Consider the following 21,007-nt stretch of genomic DNA (forward strand, 5'->3'; position numbering starts at 1 on the left):
CGGGGGCCGACGAACTCTTCCGTACGACAGGGGGGATGGCGCTCCAGCCGTCCACTCCCCGCCGCCAGGCGGGCGGTGAGGCGCGGGTGCCCGCGCCCGCCGGTGAGAGCGACGGGGCGGCGCACCCGGCCGCCTCCGCCGCGGCCTCGGGCGAGGACGCGCCGCCCGCCGTGCCCGCGCAGGGCGGCGACGGGCCGGGCGCCGAGCACGCCGCGGCCGGCACCGAACCGGCCGACGGCGGCGAGTCCCGCAGCCGCACCGGCACGGAGCGCGCGGCGCGCCGCACGGTGCAGGAAGGTTCTGCCGGGGACGCTGCCGCCGCCGGAGCGCCCCGCAAGCGCGGACGTGCCGCGGCCCGCCGGCCCAGCGGGCGCGAGCGGCACGACGAGAAGATCACCGTGTACGTGTCGGCCGAGGAACTGATGGACCTGGAGCACGCCCGCCTGGTGCTCCGCGGCGAGCACGGGTTGGCCGTCGACCGCGGGCGCATCGTGCGCGAGGCGGTGGCCGTGGTGCTCGCCGACCTGGAGGCGCGGGGGGATGCGAGCATCCTCGTACGGCGGCTGCGCGGCCGGTAGCGGTAGCCTGCGAGGGCTATGACCTCGTCGAACGGTGACTCACCCGGCCCCGGCACGCCCGGCGGACGCAGGCGCGCGCTGGGCCGGGGGCCGCGGGCCACCGTGCTCCCCGAGACCGTCGGCGCCACGGGGCACGACGACGCGGCCGACGAGCCGCCGGGGGCCGCCCGGCCGGGGCACGCGGCCGAGGCGCGGCCGGCTCCGGACACCCCGGGGGCCGGAGGTCCGCGACAGGCCGAGGCCCCGGACAGCGCCGCGCGGTCGACGGAGCCGGAGCGCGCCGTCGAGCCGGCGCGGAGCGCGGGGCCGGAGGCGGCCCCGGGTGGCGCCGGGCCGGACGGGCGCACAGCCGCCGAGGCCGCGCAGGCCGCCCGGCGCGTGCGGGCGCCGGTCACCGGGACGACTCCCGAGCGGGCGGAACCCGCGGGGCGTGCGGAAGCCGGCGCGTCTTCGGAGAGTGCGCGGGGTGCCTTTCCTCCGGCGACGAGCGAGCGCACCGGGGCGGCGCGACCCGCGCGGGACGCGACGCCCGAGCAGGCCGCGCCCTCGGAGGCGGCCGGGGCGTCCGAGGGCGCCGAGCACGTGGAGGCACCGGGGCGCGTCGCGACCGGCGCGGTCGCGGAAGCAGCCGTGCCCTCGACGGCCGCTGAGGACACGGAAGCCGCCGCGACCCCGCAGGCCCCCGACGGGGACGCGGTGTTCAAGGTGCGGCTGGCCAACTTCGAGGGACCCTTCGACCTGCTGCTGCAGTTGATCTCGCGGCGCAAGCTGGACGTGACCGAGGTGGCGCTGTCGAAGGTCACCGACGAGTTCATGGCGCACATCCGGGCCATGGGGGCGGACTGGGACCTCGACCGGACGACCGAGTTCCTGGTGGTGGCCGCCACGCTGCTCGACCTCAAGGCGGCCCGGCTGCTGCCCGCCGCGGAGGTCGAGGACGAGGCGGACCTGGCCCTGCTGGAGGCCAGGGACCTGCTCTTCGCGCGGTTGTTGCAGTACCGCGCGTACAAGCGGGTCGCGGAGATCTTCACCGACCGGCTGGACGACGAGGCCCGCCGCTACCCCCGTACCGTCGGCCTGGAGCCGCACCACGCGGAGCTGCTGCCCGAGGTGGTCATCAGCATCGGTGCCGAGGGGTTCGCCAGGCTCGCGGTGAAGGCGATGCAGCCCAAGCCGAAGCCACAGGTGTACGTGGACCACATCCACGCCCCGCTGGTCAGCGTGCGGGAGCAGGCCGGGATCGTCGTCGCGCGGCTGAGGGAGCTGGGGGAGGCCGACTTCCGCACGCTCGTCGAGGACACCGACGACACCCTCACCGTCGTCGCGCGCTTCCTGGCGCTGCTGGAGCTGTACCGGGAGAAGGCCGTCGCGCTGGAGCAGGAGACCGCCCTCGGGACGCTGCTGGTGCGTTGGACCGGCGGGGACGGGGCCGAGGCGCCGAGGGTGACGGACGAGTTCGACCGGCCGCCCGAGCGGGCCGGGGAGGAGGAGAAGGCGTGAGTGGACGGACCGGCGCACGGCCGGCCGGATCGGGTTCCGTCGCCGGTCTGGAACTCAGACCCGCACTGGAGGCCGTGCTGATGGTCGTGGACGAGCCCGCGACCGAGGAGCACCTGGCGCGGATCCTGGAACGGCCAAGGCGGCAGATCGCGGACGCGCTGCGCGCGTTGGCCGACGAGTACACCGCGCAGGGCCGCGGCTTCGAACTGCGGTTCGTCGCGGGCGGCTGGCGGTTCTACACCCGCGGGGCGTACGCGGCCGCCGTCGAGCGGCTCGTCCTGGACGGCCAGACAGCCCGGCTCACCCAGGCCGCGCTGGAGACCCTCGCGGTCGTCGCCTACCGCCAGCCGGTCAGCCGCAGCCGGGTCTCCGCGGTGCGCGGGGTCAACTGCGACGGCGTGATGCGCACCCTGCTGCAACGCGGTCTGGTCGAGGAGGCGGGCACGGAACCCGAAACAGGTGCGATCCTGTACAGGACGACGAACTACTTCCTGGAGCGGATGGGCCTGCGCGGTCTGGACGAGCTCCCGGAGCTCGCGCCCTTCCTCCCGGAGGCGGAGGCGATCGAGGCCGAGACCCAGGAGGGCGTTGTGTCGTTCGACCCGGACGCTCCCGAGGACGGTCCGGCGCCAGACGACGATCACACGACGACGACGGAACTTTGATGCGAAGCAGCGGCAGCGGCAGGAACAGCGGACGCGGTAACCACCGCGGCGCCGGGAACAACAGGGACGACAAGCAGGGCGGCCAGGGCCGTCCGCGCAAGCCGCGCCCCGAGGAGCGCCGCTACGACGTGGGCCCCGGCGCCACCAAGGACGGCCCCAAGTCCGGGCGCGGCGGCGCGGCCCGAGGCGGCGCCAAGGGCGGCCCCAAGCAGTCCCAGTCCCCGCAGGGACAGGGCCGCGGAGGCCGTACGGCCCCCGCGCGCTCCCGTGAGTACGAGGCACGGGTCGAGGAGCGCAACCGCGAGCGGTACGCGGGCAAGAAGGACGTCAAGCTGCCGAAGACCTTCCCGGGCGCCGAGCAGGAGGGCGAGCGCCTGCAGAAGGTCCTCGCCCGCGCGGGCTACGGCTCCCGGCGAGCCTGCGAGGAACTGATCGAGCAGGCCCGGGTCGAGGTCAACGGCGAGATCGTGCTCGAGCAGGGCCGCCGGGTCGACCCGGAGAAGGACGAGGTCAAGGTCGACGGCCTGACCGTGGCCACGCAGTCGTACCAGTTCTTCTCGCTGAACAAGCCCGCCGGTGTGGTCTCCACGATGGAGGACCCGGAGGGGCGGCAGTGCCTCGGGGACTACGTCACCAACCGGGAGACCCGGCTGTTCCACGTGGGCCGGCTGGACACCGAGACCGAGGGCGTCATCCTGCTCACCAACCACGGGGAGCTGGCGCACCGGCTGACCCACCCCAAGTACGGTGTGAAGAAGACGTATCTCGCGGCCATCGTCGGCCCGATCCCGCGCGACCTGGGCAAGAAGCTCAAGGACGGCATCCAGCTGGAGGACGGCTACGCGCGCGCGGACCACTTCCGGGTCGTCGAGCAGACCGGCAAGAACTACCTGGTCGAGGTCACCCTGCACGAGGGCCGCAAGCACATCGTGCGGCGCATGCTGGCCGAGGCGGGCTTCCCGGTGGAGAAGCTGGTGCGCACCGCCTTCGGCCCGATCACCCTGGGCGACCAGAAGTCGGGCTGGCTGCGCCGGCTGTCCAACACCGAGGTCGGCATGCTGATGCAGGAGGTCGACCTCTAGGAGCCTTCGGGGACCCCGGGCCGCGCTTCGCCGGAGCCCCTTGCGGGTGATCACCGTTCCCTTTAAGGTCAGTGTGACGATAAAGGGAATGGTGATCACATGCCGAACAACGCAGCCACCGGAGCACTGCTGGGCCTCGCCCTCGGGGACGCCCTCGGATACCCGACCGAGTTCCACAGCGTGCCCTCGATCCTCGCCAAGTACGGTCCCTGGCGGGAGATGCGGCTGCCCGAGCCGGCCCTCATCACCGACGACACCCAGATGACCCTCGCCGTGGCGCGCGGCCTGCGCACGGCCATGGACCGCGGTGTGCTCGCCCCGAAGCGGCTGGAGCGCCCGCTGCGCGAGGAGTTCGTGGACTGGTACCAGTCGCCGGACAACAACCGCGCCCCGGGCAACACCTGCCTGCGCGCCTGCAACCTGCTCAAGGCGGAGGGACGGGCCTGGCAGGACGCCAGTCAGATCGGCTCCAAGGGCTGCGGCGCCAACATGCGGGTCGCCCCGGTCGGCCTGGCGCCCGGCCTGAGCGACGAGCAGCGCGCCGGCGCCGCCCAGCTCCAGTCCGGCCTCACCCACGGGCACCCCACCGCGCTGGCCGCCTCCGACCTCACCGCGCACGCCGTGCACCTGCTCGCGCAGGACACCGACCCGGCGGAACTGGTCGCGCTGCTGCGGTCGTACGCCGTCGAGAACCGCACCCGCTACCACCACACCTGGCTCGGCGACCTGTGGACCCGCGCCCACGACCCGAGCCCCGAGCACTTCATCGCGCGCGGCTGGGACGAGTGCCTGGGCGTCCTGGACCGGCTGGCCGAGGCACTGCGCCACCCCGACCCGGAGACCGACCCGTGCCTGGCCACGGGGCAGGGATGGATCGCGGAGGAGGCCCTGGCGACAGGGCTGCTGTGCTTCCTGCTGTTCACCGACGAGCCGGTGACCGCGCTGCGCCGGGCCGCCTGCACCTCCGGCGACTCCGACTCCCTGGCCTGTCTGGCCGGTGCCTTCGCGGGCGCCCACGCCGGGGTCGACGCCTGGCCCCGCGAGTGGGCGGACCGGGTGGAGCACGGCAGTGAGCTGGTGACGCTCGGCGCCCTCTGGGACGCCTGAGCGGTCAGACCAGTCTGATCGAGTCGCCCTCGACGGCGATCTGCTCGGCGGGCAGGGGCCGGGGAGCCGGGCCCGCGGCCACGGAGCCGTCCTCGATGCGGTACCTGCTCCCGTGGCAGGGGCAGTCGATCGTGCCGTCGGCGACCTTGTTGACGGTGCAGCCCTGGTGGGTGCAGATCGCCGAGAACGCCTTGAACTCGCCCTGTGCCGGCTGGGTGACCACGACCTTCTCCTCCTTGAAGACCGTGCCGCCGCCGACCGGGATGTCGGCCGTCGCCGCCAGCACCTGTCCGGCCGAGGCGTTCGCCGACGCCGCGGGCGACTCCGTCTCGGACGAGTTGTCCTCGTCGCCGTATTCGCCACAGCTCACGGCGAGGGTGGCGGCGCCCGTCGCGAGGAGGACCGTGCGGCGTGTCGCGGGGTGGGTCATGTCGTCACTCCGAACGTGCGGAAGAACCAGAAGGCGGAGGTCAGCCAGATCAGGGTGAGGGCGGCGAAGACCGCTCCGCCGATGACCGGCAGTAGCCAGCCCGGAAGACGCTCCGAGCGGAGCAACAGCATCTTCGCACTGAAAGCACCGAAGAAGAAGCAACCCAGGACGGAATGCCACAACACGCGCGTTTCGTAGGTCTGGTAGCCCAGGGCGTACAGGCAGTGCACCGCCACGGGCACGGCCGTCAGGAACGCAGCCCGGCCCGACCAGCGGTGCAGCACCGGCACCCAGCGCGGGCCCGGCAACCTGCCGTACAGCATCAGGGCGGAGACCGACTGCACCACCGCCAGCAGGACCGCGGTCGTCGCCAGCCAGGACTTCACGGCCCCGGTGCCGCTGAACCCGGCCAGGCTGAACGCGGTCCCGGCGGGGTCGTGGACCCTGCCGTAGACGCCGAGGGCCACCGCGACCGCCGCGGCGACCAGGGCGGGCACCAGCAGGGCGGTGACGCCCCCGGCGGGCCGGGGCGGGGGCGGGACGCTCTGGGTGGCGGCGTTCGGGTCGACGGTCATGGTCGCCTCCCTGGTCGTGGGATCGCACGCGGTCCGACGCCGCGCTGACCGGGCGTCACCGGGACCGGGGAATGGGCGGTCACACGGGCACCTTCACGGGCACCCGCGGTCACACGGGCACCTTCACGGGCACCTGCGGTCTCACCGGCACCCGCGGTCTCACCGGCACCCGCGTTCGGGGGAGCCTCGGCGGTCGGGCAGGTGCCCGCGGTCGGGGAAGTCTCGGCGGTCACCGGGGCGCCGGCCGTTGCCGGGTCACCGGCGGTCACGGGGACACCGGCCGGGCCGTGAGCCGCCGTCCGTCGAGCGTCACCGCGCCGGTACCCGGGTCGATCGGGGGAGCCGCCTCCGGCACGCCGTCGCGGGTGAGGACTCCGACCTGGGAACCGTCCCTGAGTACGATCCAGCCGCTGTCGATCCGGGCGGAGCGCACGGTGGCGGTGGTCCGCCACAGCCGGGACGGCCGCGCGGACCGCTCGGCGGTGAAGGCGTGCCGCCCGCCGGCATCGACGGTGCCGCGCACCCGCACCCCCGCCGTCAGCGTGCCGTCCAGCCGGGTACCGCCCTCGCCGGTCAGGTGCAGCGAGCCGTCGTCCGCCACGTCCCCCCTCAGCCAGGACTCCCGGGTACGGCCGTCGCAGTAGTACGCGATCGCCTTCCGGCCCCGCACGGACACCGCGACGGCCGCCGCGTCGTCGTCGGTCCGCCCGGTGTAGTCGGTCTGCGCGGCGGCCGTCGCCGTCGCGGACGGCGAGGGCGCCGAGGGCACCGGGGCCGGGGACACAGCGGCCGGGGAGCCCGACGGCCGCGCACCCCGATCGGCCGACGACGCGTCCCGCGTCCCCGTCGTCGTGTCGAGGACGAGCAGGACCAGCGCGAACACCAGTCCCGAGAGCAGGGTCAGCAGCGGTCCCGGACGTTTCATCACGGCCTCCCCCGAGGCGGGTCTGCCTGACATCAGAGCCGACGGCCCGCCACCCGTAAAGAGGCGCATCGGGGGCGTACTCACCCGAAGTGGCGCAAGGGCGCGTTCCGGGGGACAGCGGAGGAGCCCGCACACCCCGCCCTCGGAACCCCGCCGGAGACACCCGCCCGGTCCGCCCGGCAGCCGCCGCGACGCCCGTCTCAGCGGGCGGGCGGCGCGCCGCCGAAGAGCGCGGGCTGACTACGCTGGGCGGGAGCAAGCCGAAACGCGAGGAGCAGCACAGTGGCGGTACGAGCGGTCCGGGGGGCCGTCCAACTGGATCGGGACGAGGCCGGGCACATGGACGAGCGGGTCGGAGCCCTGCTCACGGCCGTCCTGGAGCGGAACTCCCTCACCACCGACGACCTGATCAGCATCTGGTTCACCGCCACCCCCGACCTGCACAGCGACTTCCCGGCGGCCGCCGCCCGCAAGCTGGGCATCGTCGACGTACCGCTGATCTGCGCCCAGGAACTGGACATCGAGGGCGCCATGCCGCGCGTCGTCCGCCTCCTGGCGCACGTCGAGTCGGACCGGCCGCGCTCCGGCATCACCCACGTCTACCTCGGCGCCGCGGGCGCCCTGCGCAAGGACATCGCCCAGTGAGGACCGCGCTCGTCATCGGAACCGGGCTGATCGGCACCTCCGCCGCCCTCGCCCTGGCCCAGCGGGGCGTCACCGTGCACCTCGCCGACCACGACCCCGGGCAGGCCCGTACGGCGGCCGCGCTGGGCGCCGGCACCGACGAGCCGCCCGAGGGGCCCGTCGACCTCGCCCTGGTCGCCGCGCCGCCCGCCCACGTGGCGGCCGTGCTCGCCGACGCCATGCGGCGCGGCGCGGCCCGCGGCTACATCGACGTGGCCAGCGTCAAGGGCGGACCGCGCCGCGACCTGGAGGCACTGGGGCTGGACCTGTCCGCGTACATCGGCACCCACCCGATGTCCGGCCGGGAGAAGTCCGGGCCGCTGGCCGCGAGCGGCGACCTGTTCGAGGGCCGCCCCTGGGTGCTCACCCCGACCCGGGACACCGACACCGAGGTCCTCAACCTCGCGCTGGAGCTGGTCTCGCACTGCCGCGCCGTACCCGTCGTCATGGACGCCGACGCGCACGACCGCGCGGTGGCGCTCGTCTCCCACATGCCGCACCTGGTCTCCAGCCTGGTCGCCGCCCGCCTGGAGAACGCCGAGGAGTCGGCGGTACGGCTGTGCGGCGGGGGCATCCGGGACGTGACCCGCATCGCCGCCTCCGACCCCCGGATGTGGATCGACATCCTGTCCGCGAACCCCGGGCCGGTCGCCGACCTGCTCTCCGACGTCGCCGCCGACCTCGACGGGACGGTCCGCGCCCTGCGGGCCCTGCAGTCCTCCGACGAGGACAAGCGCCGCGAGGGCGTCAGCGGCATCGAGGACGTGCTGCGCCGGGGCAACGCCGGCCAGGTCCGCGTCCCCGGCAAACACGGCACCGCGCCGCGCGCCTACGAGGTCGTGGCCGTGCTCATCGACGACCAGCCGGGCCAGCTGGCCCGCATCTTCGCCGACGCGGGCCGGGCCGGCGTCAACATCGAGGATGTGCGCATCGAGCACGCGACCGGGCAGCAGGCCGGCCTGGTGCAGCTGATGGTCGAGCCGAAGGCGGCACCGGTGCTGTCCGCCGCGCTGCGCGAGCGGGGCTGGGCCGTCCGGCAGTAGCGGCGGCCGCTCGACCGGGCCGTGAGAGGGCACTCGGGGAGCCAGTAACCTTGTGCGGGGCGGATCCGCCCCGCACACCCGCTCTCGTACCGCACCAGGAAGGTGTCCCCCCGTGGAAAACGGCGCCGCCCAGCCCGTGATCGTCGCCATCGACGGTCCCTCCGGCACGGGCAAGTCCAGCACGTCCAAGGCGGTCGCCGCCCAGCTCGGTCTCAGCTACCTGGACACCGGCGCCCAGTACCGGGCGATCACCTGGTGGATGGTGACCAACGGCATCGACACCGAGGACGCCGCCGCCATCGCCGCGGCAGCCGCCAAGCCGGACATCGTCTCGGGAACCGACCCGGTCAAGCCGACGATCACCGTGGACGGCGTGGACGTGGCCGCCCCGATCCGCACCCAGGAGGTCACCTCCGAGGTCAGCGCGGTCAGTGCGGTGCCCGAGGTGCGGTCCCTGATCACCGAGCTGCAGCGGTCCATCGCGGCGAACGCCCGGCGCGGCATCGTCGTCGAGGGCCGTGACATCGGTACCACCGTGCTGCCCGACGCCGACCTGAAGATCTTCCTCACCGCCTCTCCGGAGGCGCGGGCCGCCCGCCGCAGCGGCGAACTCGGCCAGGGCACCGACGTCCACGCCACCCGTGAGGCCCTGATCAAGCGGGACGCGGCCGACTCCAGCCGGAAGACGTCCCCGCTCGCCAAGGCGGACGACGCCGTCGAGGTGGACACCACCGAGCTGACCCTCGCCCAGGTCATCGAGCGCGTGGTCACCCTCGTCGAGGAGAAGCGGGCCGGGAAATGACCGCTCCCTCAGAGCGCGGCGCCGAGGTGGGCCGGCGGATCGGCGTCGGCCTGATGTACGGGCTGTGGAAGCCGCGGGTGCTCGGCGCCTGGAAGGTGCCCGCCACCGGCCCGGTGATCTTCGCCGTCAACCACTCGCACAACATAGACGGCCCGATGGTGATGGGCGTGGCACCCCGGCCGACGCACTTCCTGATCAAGAAGGAGGCGTTCGTCGGCCCGCTCGACCGCTTCCTGACCGGCATCGGCCAGCTGAAGGTGGACCGCTCCTCCGCCGACCGCACCGCGATCACGCAGGCGCTGGGCGTCCTGGACAACGGCGGCGCCCTCGGGATCTTTCCCGAGGGCACCCGCGGCGAAGGCGACTTCGCCGCGCTGCGCGCCGGGCTCGCCTACTTCGCCGTACGCGGCGGGGCACCGGTCGTCCCGGTCGCGGTGCTGGGAAGTTCCGACAGGCGCGGACGGTTGATAAAGGGGCTGCCGCCGCTGCGCAGCCGCGTCGACGTGGTCTTCGGCGAGCCCTTCGAAGCCGGCGACGGCAGCGGCCGGCGCACCCGCAAGGCGCTGGACGAGGCGACCGAGCGCATCCAGCTGCAGCTCACCGGCCACCTGGAAAACGCCAGGCGCCTCACCGGGCGCTGAGCGACACTTCGAGTAGTGGATCACCGTACGTCCGGAGATCCACCGACCACCACGATGAACGACGAGGTACGGACTTCCATGAACGACCAGAACGGGCCCGAGGGCTCGGCCGAGCACGAGTACGACCACGGGGCGCTCGGCGACGCCGAGTACGCGCAGTTCATGGAGCTCGCCGCGGAAGAGGGCTTCGACGTCGAGGACGTCGAGGGCGCCATCGAGGCGGCGGGCCACGGCCCGCTGCCCGTCCTCGCCGTCGTCGGCCGCCCCAATGTCGGCAAGTCGACCCTCGTCAACCGGATCATCGGGCGCCGCGAGGCCGTCGTCGAGGACCGGCCGGGCGTCACCCGCGACCGGGTCACCTACGAGGCCGAGTGGGCGGGCCGCCGCTTCAAGGTCGTCGACACCGGCGGCTGGGAGCAGGACGTCCTCGGTATCGACGCCTCCGTGGCCGCCCAGGCCGAGTACGCGATCGAGGCCGCCGACGCCGTCGTCTTCGTCGTCGACGCCAAGGTGGGTGCCACCGACACCGACGAGGCCGTCGTCCGGCTGCTGCGCAAGGCCGGCAAGCCGGTCGTGCTGTGCGCGAACAAGGTCGACGGCCCGAGCGGCGAGGCCGACGCCTCGTACCTGTGGTCCCTGGGCCTCGGCGAGCCCCACCCGGTCTCCGCGCTGCACGGCCGCGGCACCGGCGACATGCTGGACGCCGTCCTGGAGGCGCTGCCGGACGCCCCCGAGCAGACCTTCGGCGCGGCCGTCGGCGGTCCGCGCCGCATCGCGCTGATCGGCCGCCCCAACGTCGGGAAGTCCTCCCTGCTGAACAAGGTGGCCGGCGAGGAGCGCGTCGTCGTCAACGAGCTGGCCGGCACCACCCGCGACCCGGTCGACGAGCTGATCGAACTCGGCGGCGTCACCTGGAAGTTCGTCGACACCGCCGGCATCCGCAAGCGCGTCCACCTCCAGCAGGGCGCGGACTACTACGCCTCGCTGCGCACCGCCGCCGCGGTCGAGAAGGCCGAGGTGGCCGTCGTCCTGATCGACGCCTCCGAGAGCATCTCCGTGCAGGACCAGCGCATCGTCACCATGGCCGTGGAAGCCGGCCGCGCGATGGTGATCGCCTACAACAAGTGGGACACCCTCGACGAGGAGCGCCGCTACTACCTGGAGCGGGAGATCGAGACCGAGCTCGGCCAGGTGGCCTGGGCGCCGCGGGTGAACGTCTCGGCGCACACCGGCCGTCACATGGAGAAGCTGGTCCCGGCGATCGAGACGGCCCTCGCGGGCTGGGAGACCCGGGTTCCCACTGGACGGCTGAACGCCTTCCTGGGCGAGCTGGTGTCCGCCCACCCGCACCCCATCCGGGGCGGCAAGCAGCCGCGCATCCTCTTCGGTACCCAGGCCGGCACCAAGCCGCCGCGGTTCGTCCTGTTCGCCTCCGGCTTCATCGAGGCCGGCTACCGCCGCTTCATCGAGCGCCGGCTGCGCGAGGAGTTCGGCTTCGAGGGCACGCCGATCCACATCTCGGTGCGGGTGCGCGAGAAGCGCGGCGCGAAGAAGAAGTGACACACGGCGAAAGGGGCGGCCCCGAGGGGGCCGCCCCTTTCGCTCTGTCCCGCGCTCGGTGCCGTCCCGGCGTCAGTACGCGCGGCGCGGGCCCGGCGGCAGCGCCGCCGGCACCGGCTGCATGGCGCCGGCTCGCTGCCCGAGCGGCCCGACCCGCTGCCACTGCCCCTGTCCCTGCTGCGGCCCCAGCCCCTGCCGGGCGCTCTGCGCACCCGCGCTGTAGGCGCCGTAGGAGCTGCTGAACGACCCGGGGCGGGGCCGTTCGTCCGAGCCCGTCCCGATCGGGATCGTCCCGAAGGCGCTGAACCCCAGCTCCTCCTCGCCGCTGCGGTCACCCGGCAGTGAGCGGAAGGACTTGACGTACTCGGCGTAGAGCGCGTCGTAGATCGGCGTGGCCGAGGGGCTGCCGAAGGGGTCCTGAGCCGGCCGAGCGGAGGGGATCGACGGGTACGAGGGGCGGCGGGGAACGTGGTATGCGTGCACGTAAGTCAAAACGACCGGTTCCGAGAAGGGATGCGGGCCCCGGGCCGCGGGGGCGCGGGGTGCTGCGTCACGTGCCCGCCAGCGGCATCGCCGCCGCCACCAACTTGCCGTTGGCCGCGGCCTTGTCGAGCGCGTCGCGCATGAGGTCCTCGCGCGGCTGCCGTCCGATGGTGCCCACGGGGGCCGCGAACATGAGGACCTGCTGGTGCTTGTTGGCGGCGGCCCGCCACCCCTCGGTCACCTGCAACGGCTGGTGCGCCTGCCACCAGGCCACCTGCTGACCGCCGTTCGCCGACGGCTGCAGCACCGCGTGCAGTTGGCCCATCGCCAGCAGCACCGACCAGCCGTGCTGCACCGGCGGCACCTCGGTCAGCTCGGTGAGCGGCATGAACCCCTGCTCGATCAGCAGCGGCAGGAAGTCGTCGCCGGCGCCGGTGGCGCCCGGCCGTACGATCGGCGCCGTCGGCTCGACGACGAGCGCCGGGTGCAACTCCCCGGCGATCAGCACGAGTCCGCTGGTCACGCCGAGCACGGCCTGCTCGGGAACGACCTTCTCGGGCTCCAGGTCGACGGCGTCGCCGCTGATGGAACGGACAGCGCCCTGCAACTGCTCCTCGGTGACCTGCACGACCTGGGAGGGCAGGCAGGTGGAGTGGGCGAAGGCGAGGACGGCGGTCTCCTCGCCGATGAACAGGACGGTGCTGGTGCGCTCGTGCTCGGAGTCGCCCGGGGTGCGGCAGGACGTGCAGTCGTAACTGCCCGGGGCGTTCTCTCCGGCGAGCAGCCGGTCGGCTTCTTCGTCGCCGATCTCGGCGCGTACCTCGTCGCTGACGTCGAGCATGCGCGGCACGGGTGGCTCCCTCGGAGTGCGGTGCGTCGGTAGGCCGGGTGGCTCCCCGGCTCATGAAGAAGACAACGGGTGATCTGTGGCGGGGGTCACGCAGTACGGCGAACGGAATCCGACCGTCGGACGCGGACGGTCGCTTTCGGTGCCGAATCGACCACTCACCGTCAAGTAACGTCAAGGTAACGGTGATTGGGTCCGTGAACTGAATCACAGTTTGCCCGAGTTGCCGTCGGCCATATCGGGGCAATGCCTCACGGAGCGGGCGGATCGCCGGCCGGGCTACCTGCGGTAACGGTCAACTGGCCTGCATGAACGGGGAGTTGGTTGATGAGAGCTGCGCGCAGTCCCTACATTCCTCCGCCGTGTGCACCGAGCACCGCCCGGGGACGTCCGCCGGCCGCGCAGAGCAGGATCGCGCAGCACCACCGCCGGCGGACGGGGCGGAGCGCCCCACCGCGCCCCTGCGCGGGAAGCGCCCCGCCCTGGGGGAAGTCCCGGGTTGTTCGAGAGGGAATTACATGTCCGAATGTGCCGATACCACTCGCGACACCGCGCGCAAGAAGCGCACCACGGCGGTCCTCGCCGGGGCGGTACTCCTCGCCCCGCTCGGACTGCTGGCCGCGACCGGCGACGCCGCCGCGGCGGACAGCGGAGTGTGGGACCGCATCGCCCAGTGCGAGAGCGGCGGCAACTGGCACATCAACACCGGCAACGGCTACTACGGCGGACTGCAGTTCGCCGGCTCGACCTGGCGCGCGTACGGCGGCACCGCCTACGCCCCGACCGCCGACGGGGCCACCAGGGAACAGCAGATCGCCGTCGCCACCAAGGTCCAGCGCGCCCAGGGCTGGGGCGCCTGGCCGGTCTGCTCGGCGCGCGCCGGAGCGTCCGGAAGCGCGCCCGCGACCGGCTCGGCGTCCGGCGGATCGGGCGCGACCCGGCAGAAGACGACCACCAGGCACACCGCTCCGGCCGAACGGGCCGAGCCCACCGCGCCGGCGTCCGGGCGCTCCGCCGGACACACCAACCGCGGCAGCTCCCGTGGCGACTACACCGTCCGCGCCGGCGACACGCTGAGCGCCATCGCCGCGAGCAACGGAACCACCTGGCAGCGCCTCTACGCGGCCAACAGGGCCGTCATCGGCGCCGACCCCGACCTGATCGTGCCCGGCCAGCGCCTCGTCCTCTGAGCCCGGCCCCCGGCGAAGGGGGCGATCCCACGGCACGAGCCCCGTCCGGTCCGCCGACCGGGTGGGGCTCCCGCCGTGCGGGGCGCGGCTTGCGAGGGCACCACGACGGCCCGCCTGCCGTGGCCCGATGTTCCGCACGGCCCCGCTGCTCGCCCTCGCCGCCGCCCTGCTCGCCACCCCCTGCCCCGCCGCCCACGCGGCCCTTCCGCCGCCCCCGCCCGGCCCGCTTCCCGCGCCCGTCCCCTACGCGTGCGTCGTCGACGCGTGGCCCTGGGGCTGCGTCGCCGACTGCGGGAGCGGCGGACGCTGGCACGCCGACACCGGGAACGGCTTCTACGGCGGGCTCCAGTTCTGGCAGCCGACCTGGGTCGAGTACGGCGGCCTGGCCCACGCCCCGCGCGCCGACCTCGCCACCCGGGAACAGCAGACCGAGGTCGCGCGGGAGGCACTGGCCGTACAGGGCTGGTCGGCGTGGCCGGCCTGCTCCCGGCGCTACGGGCTGGAGGGCCGCATGCACACCGTGCGGACCGGCGACACGCTGTCGTCCGTCGCCGCCCGGTACCGGGTCGAGGGCGGGTGGCGGGCGCTGTACCGGGCCAACAGGGAGACGCTCGGCCGCCGCCCCGACCGGCTGAGGCCCGGTACCCTCCTGGTCATCCCGGCGGAGGCGGCGCGCGGCCAGGACCGCGTTCCGGCCGTGTCCGGCCCTCCGCTGCCCCCTCCGAACGGGACCGCCACTCGGCCGTCTCCCCGCTGAACACGACCGTGCCGCGCCGCAGTTCGTACACGAACCCCGGGCGCTCGCGCAGCGCCGGCGGCAGCCGCTGCTCGGCGAGGACCACACACGCGGGCAGGGCGGCCAGCAGGTCGTACGTGCGGGCGGCGACCGCGGGGGACATCCCCTGGGCCGGCTCGTCGACGAGCACCACGCGCGCGCGGGACAGCAGCGCGCGGGCCAGGGCGAGCATCCGCTGCTCGCCTCCGGAGAGCGTGCCCGCGCGGCGCGGCAACAGGTCCGCGAGCGCGGGATAGGCGGCGAGTGCAGGGTCGAGGACTTCGGCCGCCAGTTCGAGGTTCTCCCGGACCGTCAGCGTGCCGAACACGGCCTGCCGCTCGGGAACCAGGCACAGTCCCCGGCGGGCCCGCCGGAACGCGGGCACGCCGGTGACGTCGGCGCCGTCCCACACCACCGACCCCGCCGACAGCGGCACCGTCCCGGCCAGCGCGCGCAGCACCGTCGTCCGGCCGCTGCCGTTGCGGCCCAGCAGGACGGTCAGGCCCGCGGAGGGGGCGGCCAGGGTGACGCCGTGCAGCGCCTCCAGGGGGCCGTAGCGCACGCGCGCGTGGCGCAGGGCGAGGGTCACGGCGTCGGCGCCCCCTCCGCGTCGAGGGCGTCGAGGGCGTCCAGCACGGTTCCGGGCGGGCCCGAGGCGACGATCCGGCCCGCCGCCATCACATGGACCACGTCGGCCAGGTCGGCCACCAGGTCGAGGTCGTGTTCGACGACCAGCAGCGCGGTGCCGTCGGCGGCGAGCGCCGCCAGCAGCCGCGTCAGCGCGGCGACCTCGGCGCCGTCCAGCCCGGCGGCCGGCTCGTCCAGCAGGAGCACCCGCGGGGTGCCCGCCAGGGCGCGGGCCAGCTCCACCCGGCGCAGCGTCCCGGTCGGCAGGCCCTCCGCGCGGGCCCCCCGCACGGCGCCGTCGAGCCCGCACAGCGCCAGGGCGCGCGCCACCGCCGCCGGATCCCGCACCCGGCCCTGTTCGGCACCGACCCGGACGTTCTCCATGACGGTCAGCGACGAGAACATCGCCGGCTGCTGGAACGTGCGGGCGATCCCCAGCCGGGCACGGGCGTGCGCCGGCAGCCGCGTGATGTCCCGCGTCCCGAACAGCACCCGGCCGCGCACGGGCCGCAGCGTTCCCGCGAGGCAGTGGAACAAAGTGCTCTTCCCGGCCCCGTTCGGCCCCACCACCGCGGTCACCCGTCCCGGCCGCACCTCCACCCCGACCCCGCCGAGCGCGGTGAAGCCGCCGTAACGGGCGTGCAGTCCGACGGCTGTGAGGCGGGGCCGCGGCCCGGGGGGACGGTCGGGTGAGGTGGCCGCGGGGGCCGGCCGGGGTGGTGGTGGGGGTTCGCCGGTGGGGCGGGACGGCTCGGGCGGGGGGACGGGGTGGGCAGGTGGGGGTTGGGTGAGGGGGCGCGGCTCGGCAGCGGGTCGGGCCGGGGGAGCGGTGTCCGCCGGAGGCCGGCCTCGGACCGAGGCGGGGAGAGGCCGGCCGGACGCGGTGGAAGCCCCGCCCGAGCGGGCGGGAGCCGGTCCCGTCGGTCTGGTGGGTCGGGTGGGGCCGACGGGGCCGGCGGCGCTGGTGGGGCCGGGGCCGGTGCGGCTGGTACGTCCGGTCGGTTCAGCCGGTCCCGTCGGTCCGGTGGGTCGGGTGCGGCCACTTGGTTCCGTCGGCCCCCCAGATCCGGTCGGCCCGCTGGGGCCGGTCCTCGACCCGCCGGTGCTCGGCCCGCCGGTCCGCGTCAGCCGGGCTCGCGTCAGACCGGCCCGCGCCCGCCGGCCCGCCGGGGTCAGCGCGAGGGTGCCGGTTCGGCGGCGGCCCAGCGCGCGGAGCGCCTCGTACGGGCCCTGGGGGAGGCGGCCGACGAGGACGGCGAGGAGGCCGACGAGGGCCGCCGCCACACCTCCCCGGGTGCCCGCGTCCAGGCCGACCAGGAGGGCCGCCGCGGCCAGGGCACCCAGGGTGGTGTCGGCGCCCAGGACGACGACCGCGGCGAACCAGAGCAGGCTGCGGACGGGGTCGTACACACCGGGGTCGAAGGCGCGCAGACCCATGGCGAGCAGTGCGCCGCCGAGCGCGGCCAGGGCGGCCCCGACGACGAACGCCAGCAGCTTCAGGGACGGGACCCGCACCCCCGACGCCGCCGCGCCCGCCTCGTCGTCCCGCACGGCCGCCAGCGCCCGGCCGGCCCGGTCCCCGCGCAGGAGCCGCGTCACCAGCAGGGCGCCGCACAACAACGCCAGCTCCAGGACGTAGTACGCGCGGTCCCCGTCGAAACCGGCGGGGCGGCGCACCGCCAGCCCGGCGGTCGCGTACGGCTGGGCGAACACGAAACGGCTCACCCCGACGCCCACCGCGAAGGTCGCCAGCGCCAGGGCGAGGCCGTGGCGCCGGATCGCGGGCCACCCGGTGAGCAGGCCGAGCGGCGCCACCAGCAGCACCGCCACCACCAGCGCCGCCAGCTCCGGCAGCCGCGGCAGCCCCGGGAAGCGGCCTGCGGCCAGCAGGGCGGTGAACAGGGCCCCCAGCCCCGCGTACGCCGCCTGCCCGAGGGAGATCTGACCGCCCCGGCCGGTCACCACGACCAGCGACAGCAGCACCACGCCGAGCGCCGGCACCTGGACCGACGTGTGCAGGTCGGAGCCCGCGAGGCCCAGCGGGAGCAGGAACAGCACCACCGCGACGGCCCACGCCCCCGGCGGGGCCGGCACACGCGCGGTGGCCGTGCGCGGCAGCGCGTCACCGCTGCCCACGCCGGGCAGCGCCAGTGCCGCGACCAGCAGCGCGACCACGAACAGATTGGCCCCCAGCGCCTGCAGCAGCGGCTCTTGCCAGCCCGCCGGGTGCAGCCGCGTCAGCTGGCTCTGCGCCACCCCGACGCCCAACGCCACCGCGATCGCCACCGGCAGGCTGCGCATCCGGGCCGCCACCGCGACCGCCATCACCTCCATGACCAGCAGCGGCAGCCCGTACGGGTCGAGCCGGACGTACGGCGCCAGCAGCACGCCCGTCAGCCCCGCCGTGAACGAGCCGAACGCCCAGCCCGCCGCGGCGACCCGGTCCGCGTCGATGCCGCCCAGCACCGCCAGCCGCCGGTCGTCCACCACCGCCCGCAGCTCCCGCCCGAACCGCGTCCGGCGCACGACCGCCGCCACCGCGGCCGCCAGCGCCACGACGACCGCCAACGCACCCCAGGGGTCCGCCGGCAGCAGCCGCGGCACATCCTGCTGCGCCCCCTGGCCCCACACCAGCGCCGCCCCGCCCACCAGCAGCACGAACACCCCGATCGACGCGACCAGGGACCGCGCCGGGTCGCCGCCCGGCACGGCCGACGGCCGGAACACGAACCGCTCCAGCACCAGCCCGATCGCCGGGGCCAGCACCAGCAGCGTGACCGCAGCGCCCAGCCACAGCGGCCATCCCCACACCGACACGCACTGCCGCAGCGCGTACGCGCACACCATCGCGACCGCCCCGTGCGCGAGGTTCAGCACGCCCGTCGCGCGGTACGTCACGATCAGCCCGATGCCGGTCAACGCGGCCGCGCTGCCGACCGAGAGACCGGCGACGGTGAGGTCGTACGTCAGCGAGGACATGCTCAGCCGTCCGCCGCGTCCGGTTCGCAGACCGGGCAGGGGCGCAGGGCGCCGCTCGCCGCCAACCCGGTGTCCACCGGCACCGCCTCCGGCTTCCCGGCGACCAGCGGGCAGTCCGCGCGGTGCCACAGCGTGCCGCCCGGCACCGTCCGCAGCTCCCGGCTGACCGCCACGGGCGCCGCGGCCGGCCGACCCGGCTCCGCGTCGCCCTCCTGCTCGGCCGCCACCAGCAACCCGTACAGCTCCTCCACCCGGCCGGCGGCCACGCTGTCGCGGGCGTGTGCGAGCAGCACCGCCCCGGCGACGATCAGCGCGGCACCGGGCACCGTGCACGACGCCAGGTAGGGCAGCTGCCGCTCGGCGAACCGCTCGCCGGACACGCCGTACCAGCCGAGCACGCACAGCACCGCTCCGGCGGCGAGCGCGGCCCAGCCCGCCCACACGACCGGGTGCACGGTCCGCAGTCGCGCCGTCCGCATCGCTGGCTCCCACCTGTCGTAGGTCGCTTTTCGGGTGAAGTCGCTCTCCGGCTGAAAGGGGGGACTATGTGCTGATGTGTCGATGTGCCGATGGCTTGCACTATGCCCCGTGCGAGCCGACCCTGAAAGCATCGGGCGCACAGGGCCCGGACCGACACCCGGGGGTGACCCATATGGTTCTCGGGAGTGACCTCAGGCGGCGGAAGGCGGGACGGCCCACGGGACCGTCGGCGGGGAGGGGCACGGCGATCGCCGCCGCCCTGGTCCTGCTGCTCGCCCCGGCCCTCGCCGCGTGCGGCGGCGACGATGACGACGGCGGTCAGGCGACCACGTCCCCGACAGCGGTCACCTCCACGCCCGGCGGGTCGGCGAACGAGTCGTCGGCCGCCGGCGGACCGGCGGACCCGGCGGCCGCCGAGCAGGAGATCCGGCAGAACTGGGAGAAGTTCTTCGACCCCGACACCTCGATGGCGGAACGCCAGGCCGTCCTGGAGCACGGCGACCGGATGGGCCCCGTCCTGGGGATGTTCGGCAACGACGCCCGCGGCCGCCAGGCGCAGGCCCGGGTGACACAGGTGGAATTCACCTCGCCCACCGAGGCCACCGTCACCTACGACCTGATCGTGTCCGGCCAGACCGCGCTGCCGAACGCCTCCGGCAAGGCGGTCCAGGAGGACGGCACCTGGAAGGTCTCCGTCACCACGCTGTGCGCCCTGGTCTCGCTGAGCGGCAATGGCTCGCCGACGGCGATGCCGGGCTGCTGAGACCGCGGCTGCCGCGCTGCTGCTCCTGCTGACCGCGGCCTGCGGCAGCCGGCTCCCGGAGAGCGACTTCGAACACCGCGGCACCCCGACCGCGCAGGCCCCGCCCCTGCGCGTCGGCATCATCACCAGTGCCACCAGCCCGGTCGGCGGCGGTGCCTTCACCGGGCCGCGGGACGGGGCCAAGGCCTACTTCGACCGCCTCAACGCGCGCGGGGGCGTCGCCGGACGCCGCGTCGAGGTGCGCGAGTGCGACGACGGGGGCAGCGGCGTCGGCAACAACACCTGTGTGCACCGGCTGCTCGAGGAGGACCGGGTGGTCGCCCTGGTCGCCACCACCGTCCTGGACTACGCGGGCGCCCCGCGCGTCTCCCACGCGCGCGTGCCCGACATCGGGGGCCAGCCCATCGGCCCCGCCTACGACACCTGGCCGCACCTGTACAGCATCTACGGCAGCAGCGCGCCCCGGGACGGCACCGTCGGCTGGGACGGCGAACTGTACGGCGGTACCGAGGTCTACCGGTACTTCAAGAGCGAGCAGGGCGCCCGCACCGCCGCGGTGGTGTCGTACAACCAGGCCGCGTCCGCCGCCTACGCCCGGCTCGTGGAGCGCGGGCTGCGGGCCGAGGGCTACAAGGTCGTCACCGAGCAGGTCGACTTCGCGCTGCCCAACTTCCGCGCGGTCGCGGCCGACCTGAAGCGGCGCGGCGCGGACCTCGTCTTCGACGCCCTCGACACACACGGCAACGCACGCCTGTGCGCCGCGATGGACGACGTGGGCGCCCGGGTCACCGCCAAGGTCACCAACGTGCAGAACTGGACCTCCGCCGTCCTCGACGACTACCGGGACGCCCCGCGCTGCCGCAACGCCCTGTGGGCGACCGGGAAGAGCCGCAACTACGACGACACCTCGCACCCCGCCGTACGTGAGTTCCGCAAGGCCACCGAGGACCTGCGGACGCACTCCCAGTGGCAGCTGGAGGGGTGGGCGGCCGCCCTGTGGTTCACGCGGGCCGCGCGGGACTGCGCCGCCGAGGGCGTCACGCGCGCGTGCGTGGACGACCGGATCGCGCGCACCCGGGACTTCACCGCCGACGGGCTGCTCCTGCCGGTCTCCTTCGCAGCGCGCGCCGAGCCGCCGGAAACCAGCCGCGCCTGCCTGTCGGTGGCCCGCTGGCAGGACGGCGAGGGCTGGGTCACCCAGGGCGAGATGACCGAGAACTGCTTCGACGACGTGCCCCAACTCGCCTACCGGCCCTGAGCGTCGGAGCTTC

Annotated in this window: 22 protein-coding genes; 14 read left to right on the forward strand and 8 right to left on the reverse strand. The window is 74.7% G+C overall.

Annotation, left to right across the window (positions count from 1 at the left end; translation table 11 throughout):
• Positions 1–35 precede the first annotated feature (35 nt).
• The 5 genes from AC3ET3_RS27075 to AC3ET3_RS27095 all read left to right on the forward strand — a co-directional run bounded on the left by AC3ET3_RS27075 (position 36) and on the right by AC3ET3_RS27095 (position 4,932).
• Positions 36–578, forward strand: a complete 543-nt coding sequence (locus AC3ET3_RS27075) for a hypothetical protein (protein WP_432138568.1) — start codon at positions 36–38, stop codon at positions 576–578.
• A 378-nt stretch (positions 579–956) separates the two neighbouring features.
• A complete protein-coding gene (locus AC3ET3_RS27080; protein WP_435613050.1) occupies positions 957–2,078 on the forward strand; it encodes a segregation and condensation protein A in 1,122 nt (373 codons plus the stop codon).
• Entirely contained in the window at positions 2,075–2,743 is a 669-nt protein-coding gene (scpB, locus tag AC3ET3_RS27085; protein ID WP_432138567.1) for an SMC-Scp complex subunit ScpB, read from the forward strand. Before AC3ET3_RS27080 ends, scpB begins: the two co-directional genes overlap by 4 nt.
• Complete coding sequence (locus AC3ET3_RS27090) at positions 2,743–3,825, forward strand: pseudouridine synthase (protein ID WP_432138566.1); 1,083 nt, start codon at positions 2,743–2,745, stop codon at positions 3,823–3,825. Before scpB ends, AC3ET3_RS27090 begins: the two co-directional genes overlap by 1 nt.
• A gap of 99 nt (positions 3,826–3,924) precedes the next feature.
• Positions 3,925–4,932 carry an ADP-ribosylglycohydrolase family protein gene (locus AC3ET3_RS27095; RefSeq protein ID WP_435613035.1) on the forward strand — a complete coding sequence of 336 codons (1,008 nt, stop codon included), beginning with the start codon at positions 3,925–3,927 and terminating at the stop codon, positions 4,930–4,932.
• A 4-nt stretch (positions 4,933–4,936) separates the two neighbouring features.
• On the opposite strand, the gene AC3ET3_RS27100 is transcribed toward AC3ET3_RS27095, so the two are convergent.
• From AC3ET3_RS27100 to AC3ET3_RS27110, 3 genes are all read right to left on the reverse strand, one after another.
• Positions 4,937–5,362: a Rieske (2Fe-2S) protein gene (locus AC3ET3_RS27100; RefSeq protein WP_432138564.1), complete on the reverse strand. Its 426-nt coding sequence runs from the start codon at positions 5,360–5,362 to the stop codon at positions 4,937–4,939.
• Positions 5,359–5,937: a DUF6529 family protein gene (locus AC3ET3_RS27105; protein ID WP_435613036.1), complete on the reverse strand. Its 579-nt coding sequence runs from the start codon at positions 5,935–5,937 to the stop codon at positions 5,359–5,361. Before AC3ET3_RS27105 ends, AC3ET3_RS27100 begins: the two co-directional genes overlap by 4 nt.
• A 265-nt stretch (positions 5,938–6,202) precedes the next feature.
• Complete coding sequence (locus tag AC3ET3_RS27110; RefSeq protein ID WP_432155643.1) at positions 6,203–6,862, reverse strand: hypothetical protein; 660 nt, start codon at positions 6,860–6,862, stop codon at positions 6,203–6,205.
• Positions 6,863–7,144: 282 nt separating this feature from the next.
• Here AC3ET3_RS27110 and aroH point away from each other — a divergent pair, with 282 nt between their 5' ends.
• From aroH to der, 5 genes are all read left to right on the forward strand, one after another.
• The gene (gene aroH, locus AC3ET3_RS27115; protein ID WP_432138561.1) at positions 7,145–7,507 is read left to right on the forward strand and encodes a chorismate mutase; all 363 of its coding nucleotides are present in this window, start codon (positions 7,145–7,147) and stop codon (positions 7,505–7,507) included.
• On the forward strand, positions 7,504–8,589 hold the full coding sequence (locus AC3ET3_RS27120; protein ID WP_432138560.1) for a prephenate dehydrogenase: 1,086 nt from the start codon (positions 7,504–7,506) through the stop codon (positions 8,587–8,589). Before aroH ends, AC3ET3_RS27120 begins: the two co-directional genes overlap by 4 nt.
• Positions 8,590–8,701: 112 nt before the next feature.
• Positions 8,702–9,391 (forward strand): (d)CMP kinase, encoded by a 690-nt coding sequence (gene cmk / locus AC3ET3_RS27125; protein ID WP_432138559.1) that lies wholly within the window; start codon positions 8,702–8,704, stop codon positions 9,389–9,391.
• A complete protein-coding gene (locus AC3ET3_RS27130) occupies positions 9,388–10,032 on the forward strand; it encodes a lysophospholipid acyltransferase family protein (RefSeq protein WP_435613037.1) in 645 nt (214 codons plus the stop codon). The genes cmk and AC3ET3_RS27130 overlap by 4 nt, the downstream gene beginning before the upstream one ends.
• Before the next feature lie 78 nt (positions 10,033–10,110).
• On the forward strand, positions 10,111–11,592 hold the full coding sequence (der, locus tag AC3ET3_RS27135; RefSeq protein ID WP_432138557.1) for a ribosome biogenesis GTPase Der: 1,482 nt from the start codon (positions 10,111–10,113) through the stop codon (positions 11,590–11,592).
• A 72-nt stretch (positions 11,593–11,664) separates the two neighbouring features.
• Here the strand turns inward: der and AC3ET3_RS27140 are convergent, their stop codons facing one another.
• Both AC3ET3_RS27140 and AC3ET3_RS27145 read right to left on the reverse strand, forming a co-directional pair.
• Positions 11,665–12,075, reverse strand: a complete 411-nt coding sequence (locus tag AC3ET3_RS27140; RefSeq protein WP_432138556.1) for a hypothetical protein — start codon at positions 12,073–12,075, stop codon at positions 11,665–11,667.
• Positions 12,076–12,142: 67 nt separating this feature from the next.
• Positions 12,143–12,925: a hypothetical protein gene (locus tag AC3ET3_RS27145; protein ID WP_432155645.1), complete on the reverse strand. Its 783-nt coding sequence runs from the start codon at positions 12,923–12,925 to the stop codon at positions 12,143–12,145.
• A gap of 515 nt (positions 12,926–13,440) precedes the next feature.
• Here AC3ET3_RS27145 and AC3ET3_RS27150 point away from each other — a divergent pair.
• Together AC3ET3_RS27150 and AC3ET3_RS27155 are read left to right on the forward strand one after the other, a co-directional pair.
• The gene (locus AC3ET3_RS27150; protein WP_435613038.1) at positions 13,441–14,112 is read left to right on the forward strand and encodes a LysM peptidoglycan-binding domain-containing protein; all 672 of its coding nucleotides are present in this window, start codon (positions 13,441–13,443) and stop codon (positions 14,110–14,112) included.
• 127 nt (positions 14,113–14,239) lie between these two features.
• Positions 14,240–14,869 carry a transglycosylase family protein gene (locus AC3ET3_RS27155; protein WP_435613039.1) on the forward strand — a complete coding sequence of 210 codons (630 nt, stop codon included), beginning with the start codon at positions 14,240–14,242 and terminating at the stop codon, positions 14,867–14,869.
• Here the strand turns inward: AC3ET3_RS27155 and AC3ET3_RS27160 are convergent.
• Genes AC3ET3_RS27160 through AC3ET3_RS27170 form a run of 3 tightly spaced genes read right to left on the reverse strand, consistent with a single transcriptional unit; the run spans position 14,766 to position 18,972 of the window.
• Positions 14,766–15,476, reverse strand: a complete 711-nt coding sequence (locus tag AC3ET3_RS27160) for an ATP-binding cassette domain-containing protein (protein ID WP_432138552.1) — start codon at positions 15,474–15,476, stop codon at positions 14,766–14,768. The two genes, AC3ET3_RS27155 and AC3ET3_RS27160, sit on opposite strands and share 104 nt — an antisense overlap.
• Positions 15,473–18,493 (reverse strand): ABC transporter permease subunit, encoded by a 3,021-nt coding sequence (locus AC3ET3_RS27165; RefSeq protein WP_435613040.1) that lies wholly within the window; start codon positions 18,491–18,493, stop codon positions 15,473–15,475. The genes AC3ET3_RS27160 and AC3ET3_RS27165 overlap by 4 nt, the downstream gene beginning before the upstream one ends.
• Positions 18,494–18,495: 2 nt before the next feature.
• Complete coding sequence (locus AC3ET3_RS27170) at positions 18,496–18,972, reverse strand: hypothetical protein (protein WP_432138550.1); 477 nt, start codon at positions 18,970–18,972, stop codon at positions 18,496–18,498.
• 173 nt (positions 18,973–19,145) lie between these two features.
• Here AC3ET3_RS27170 and AC3ET3_RS27175 point away from each other — a divergent pair, with 173 nt between their 5' ends.
• Entirely contained in the window at positions 19,146–19,736 is a 591-nt protein-coding gene (locus AC3ET3_RS27175; protein ID WP_432138549.1) for an MTB12 C-terminal domain-containing protein, read from the forward strand.
• Complete coding sequence (locus AC3ET3_RS27180; protein ID WP_435613041.1) at positions 19,705–20,994, forward strand: ABC transporter substrate-binding protein; 1,290 nt, start codon at positions 19,705–19,707, stop codon at positions 20,992–20,994. The genes AC3ET3_RS27175 and AC3ET3_RS27180 overlap by 32 nt, the downstream gene beginning before the upstream one ends.
• The last annotated feature ends 13 nt before the right edge of the window (positions 20,995–21,007 follow it).

This window comes from Streptomyces sp. bgisy159, from assembly GCF_057707805.1.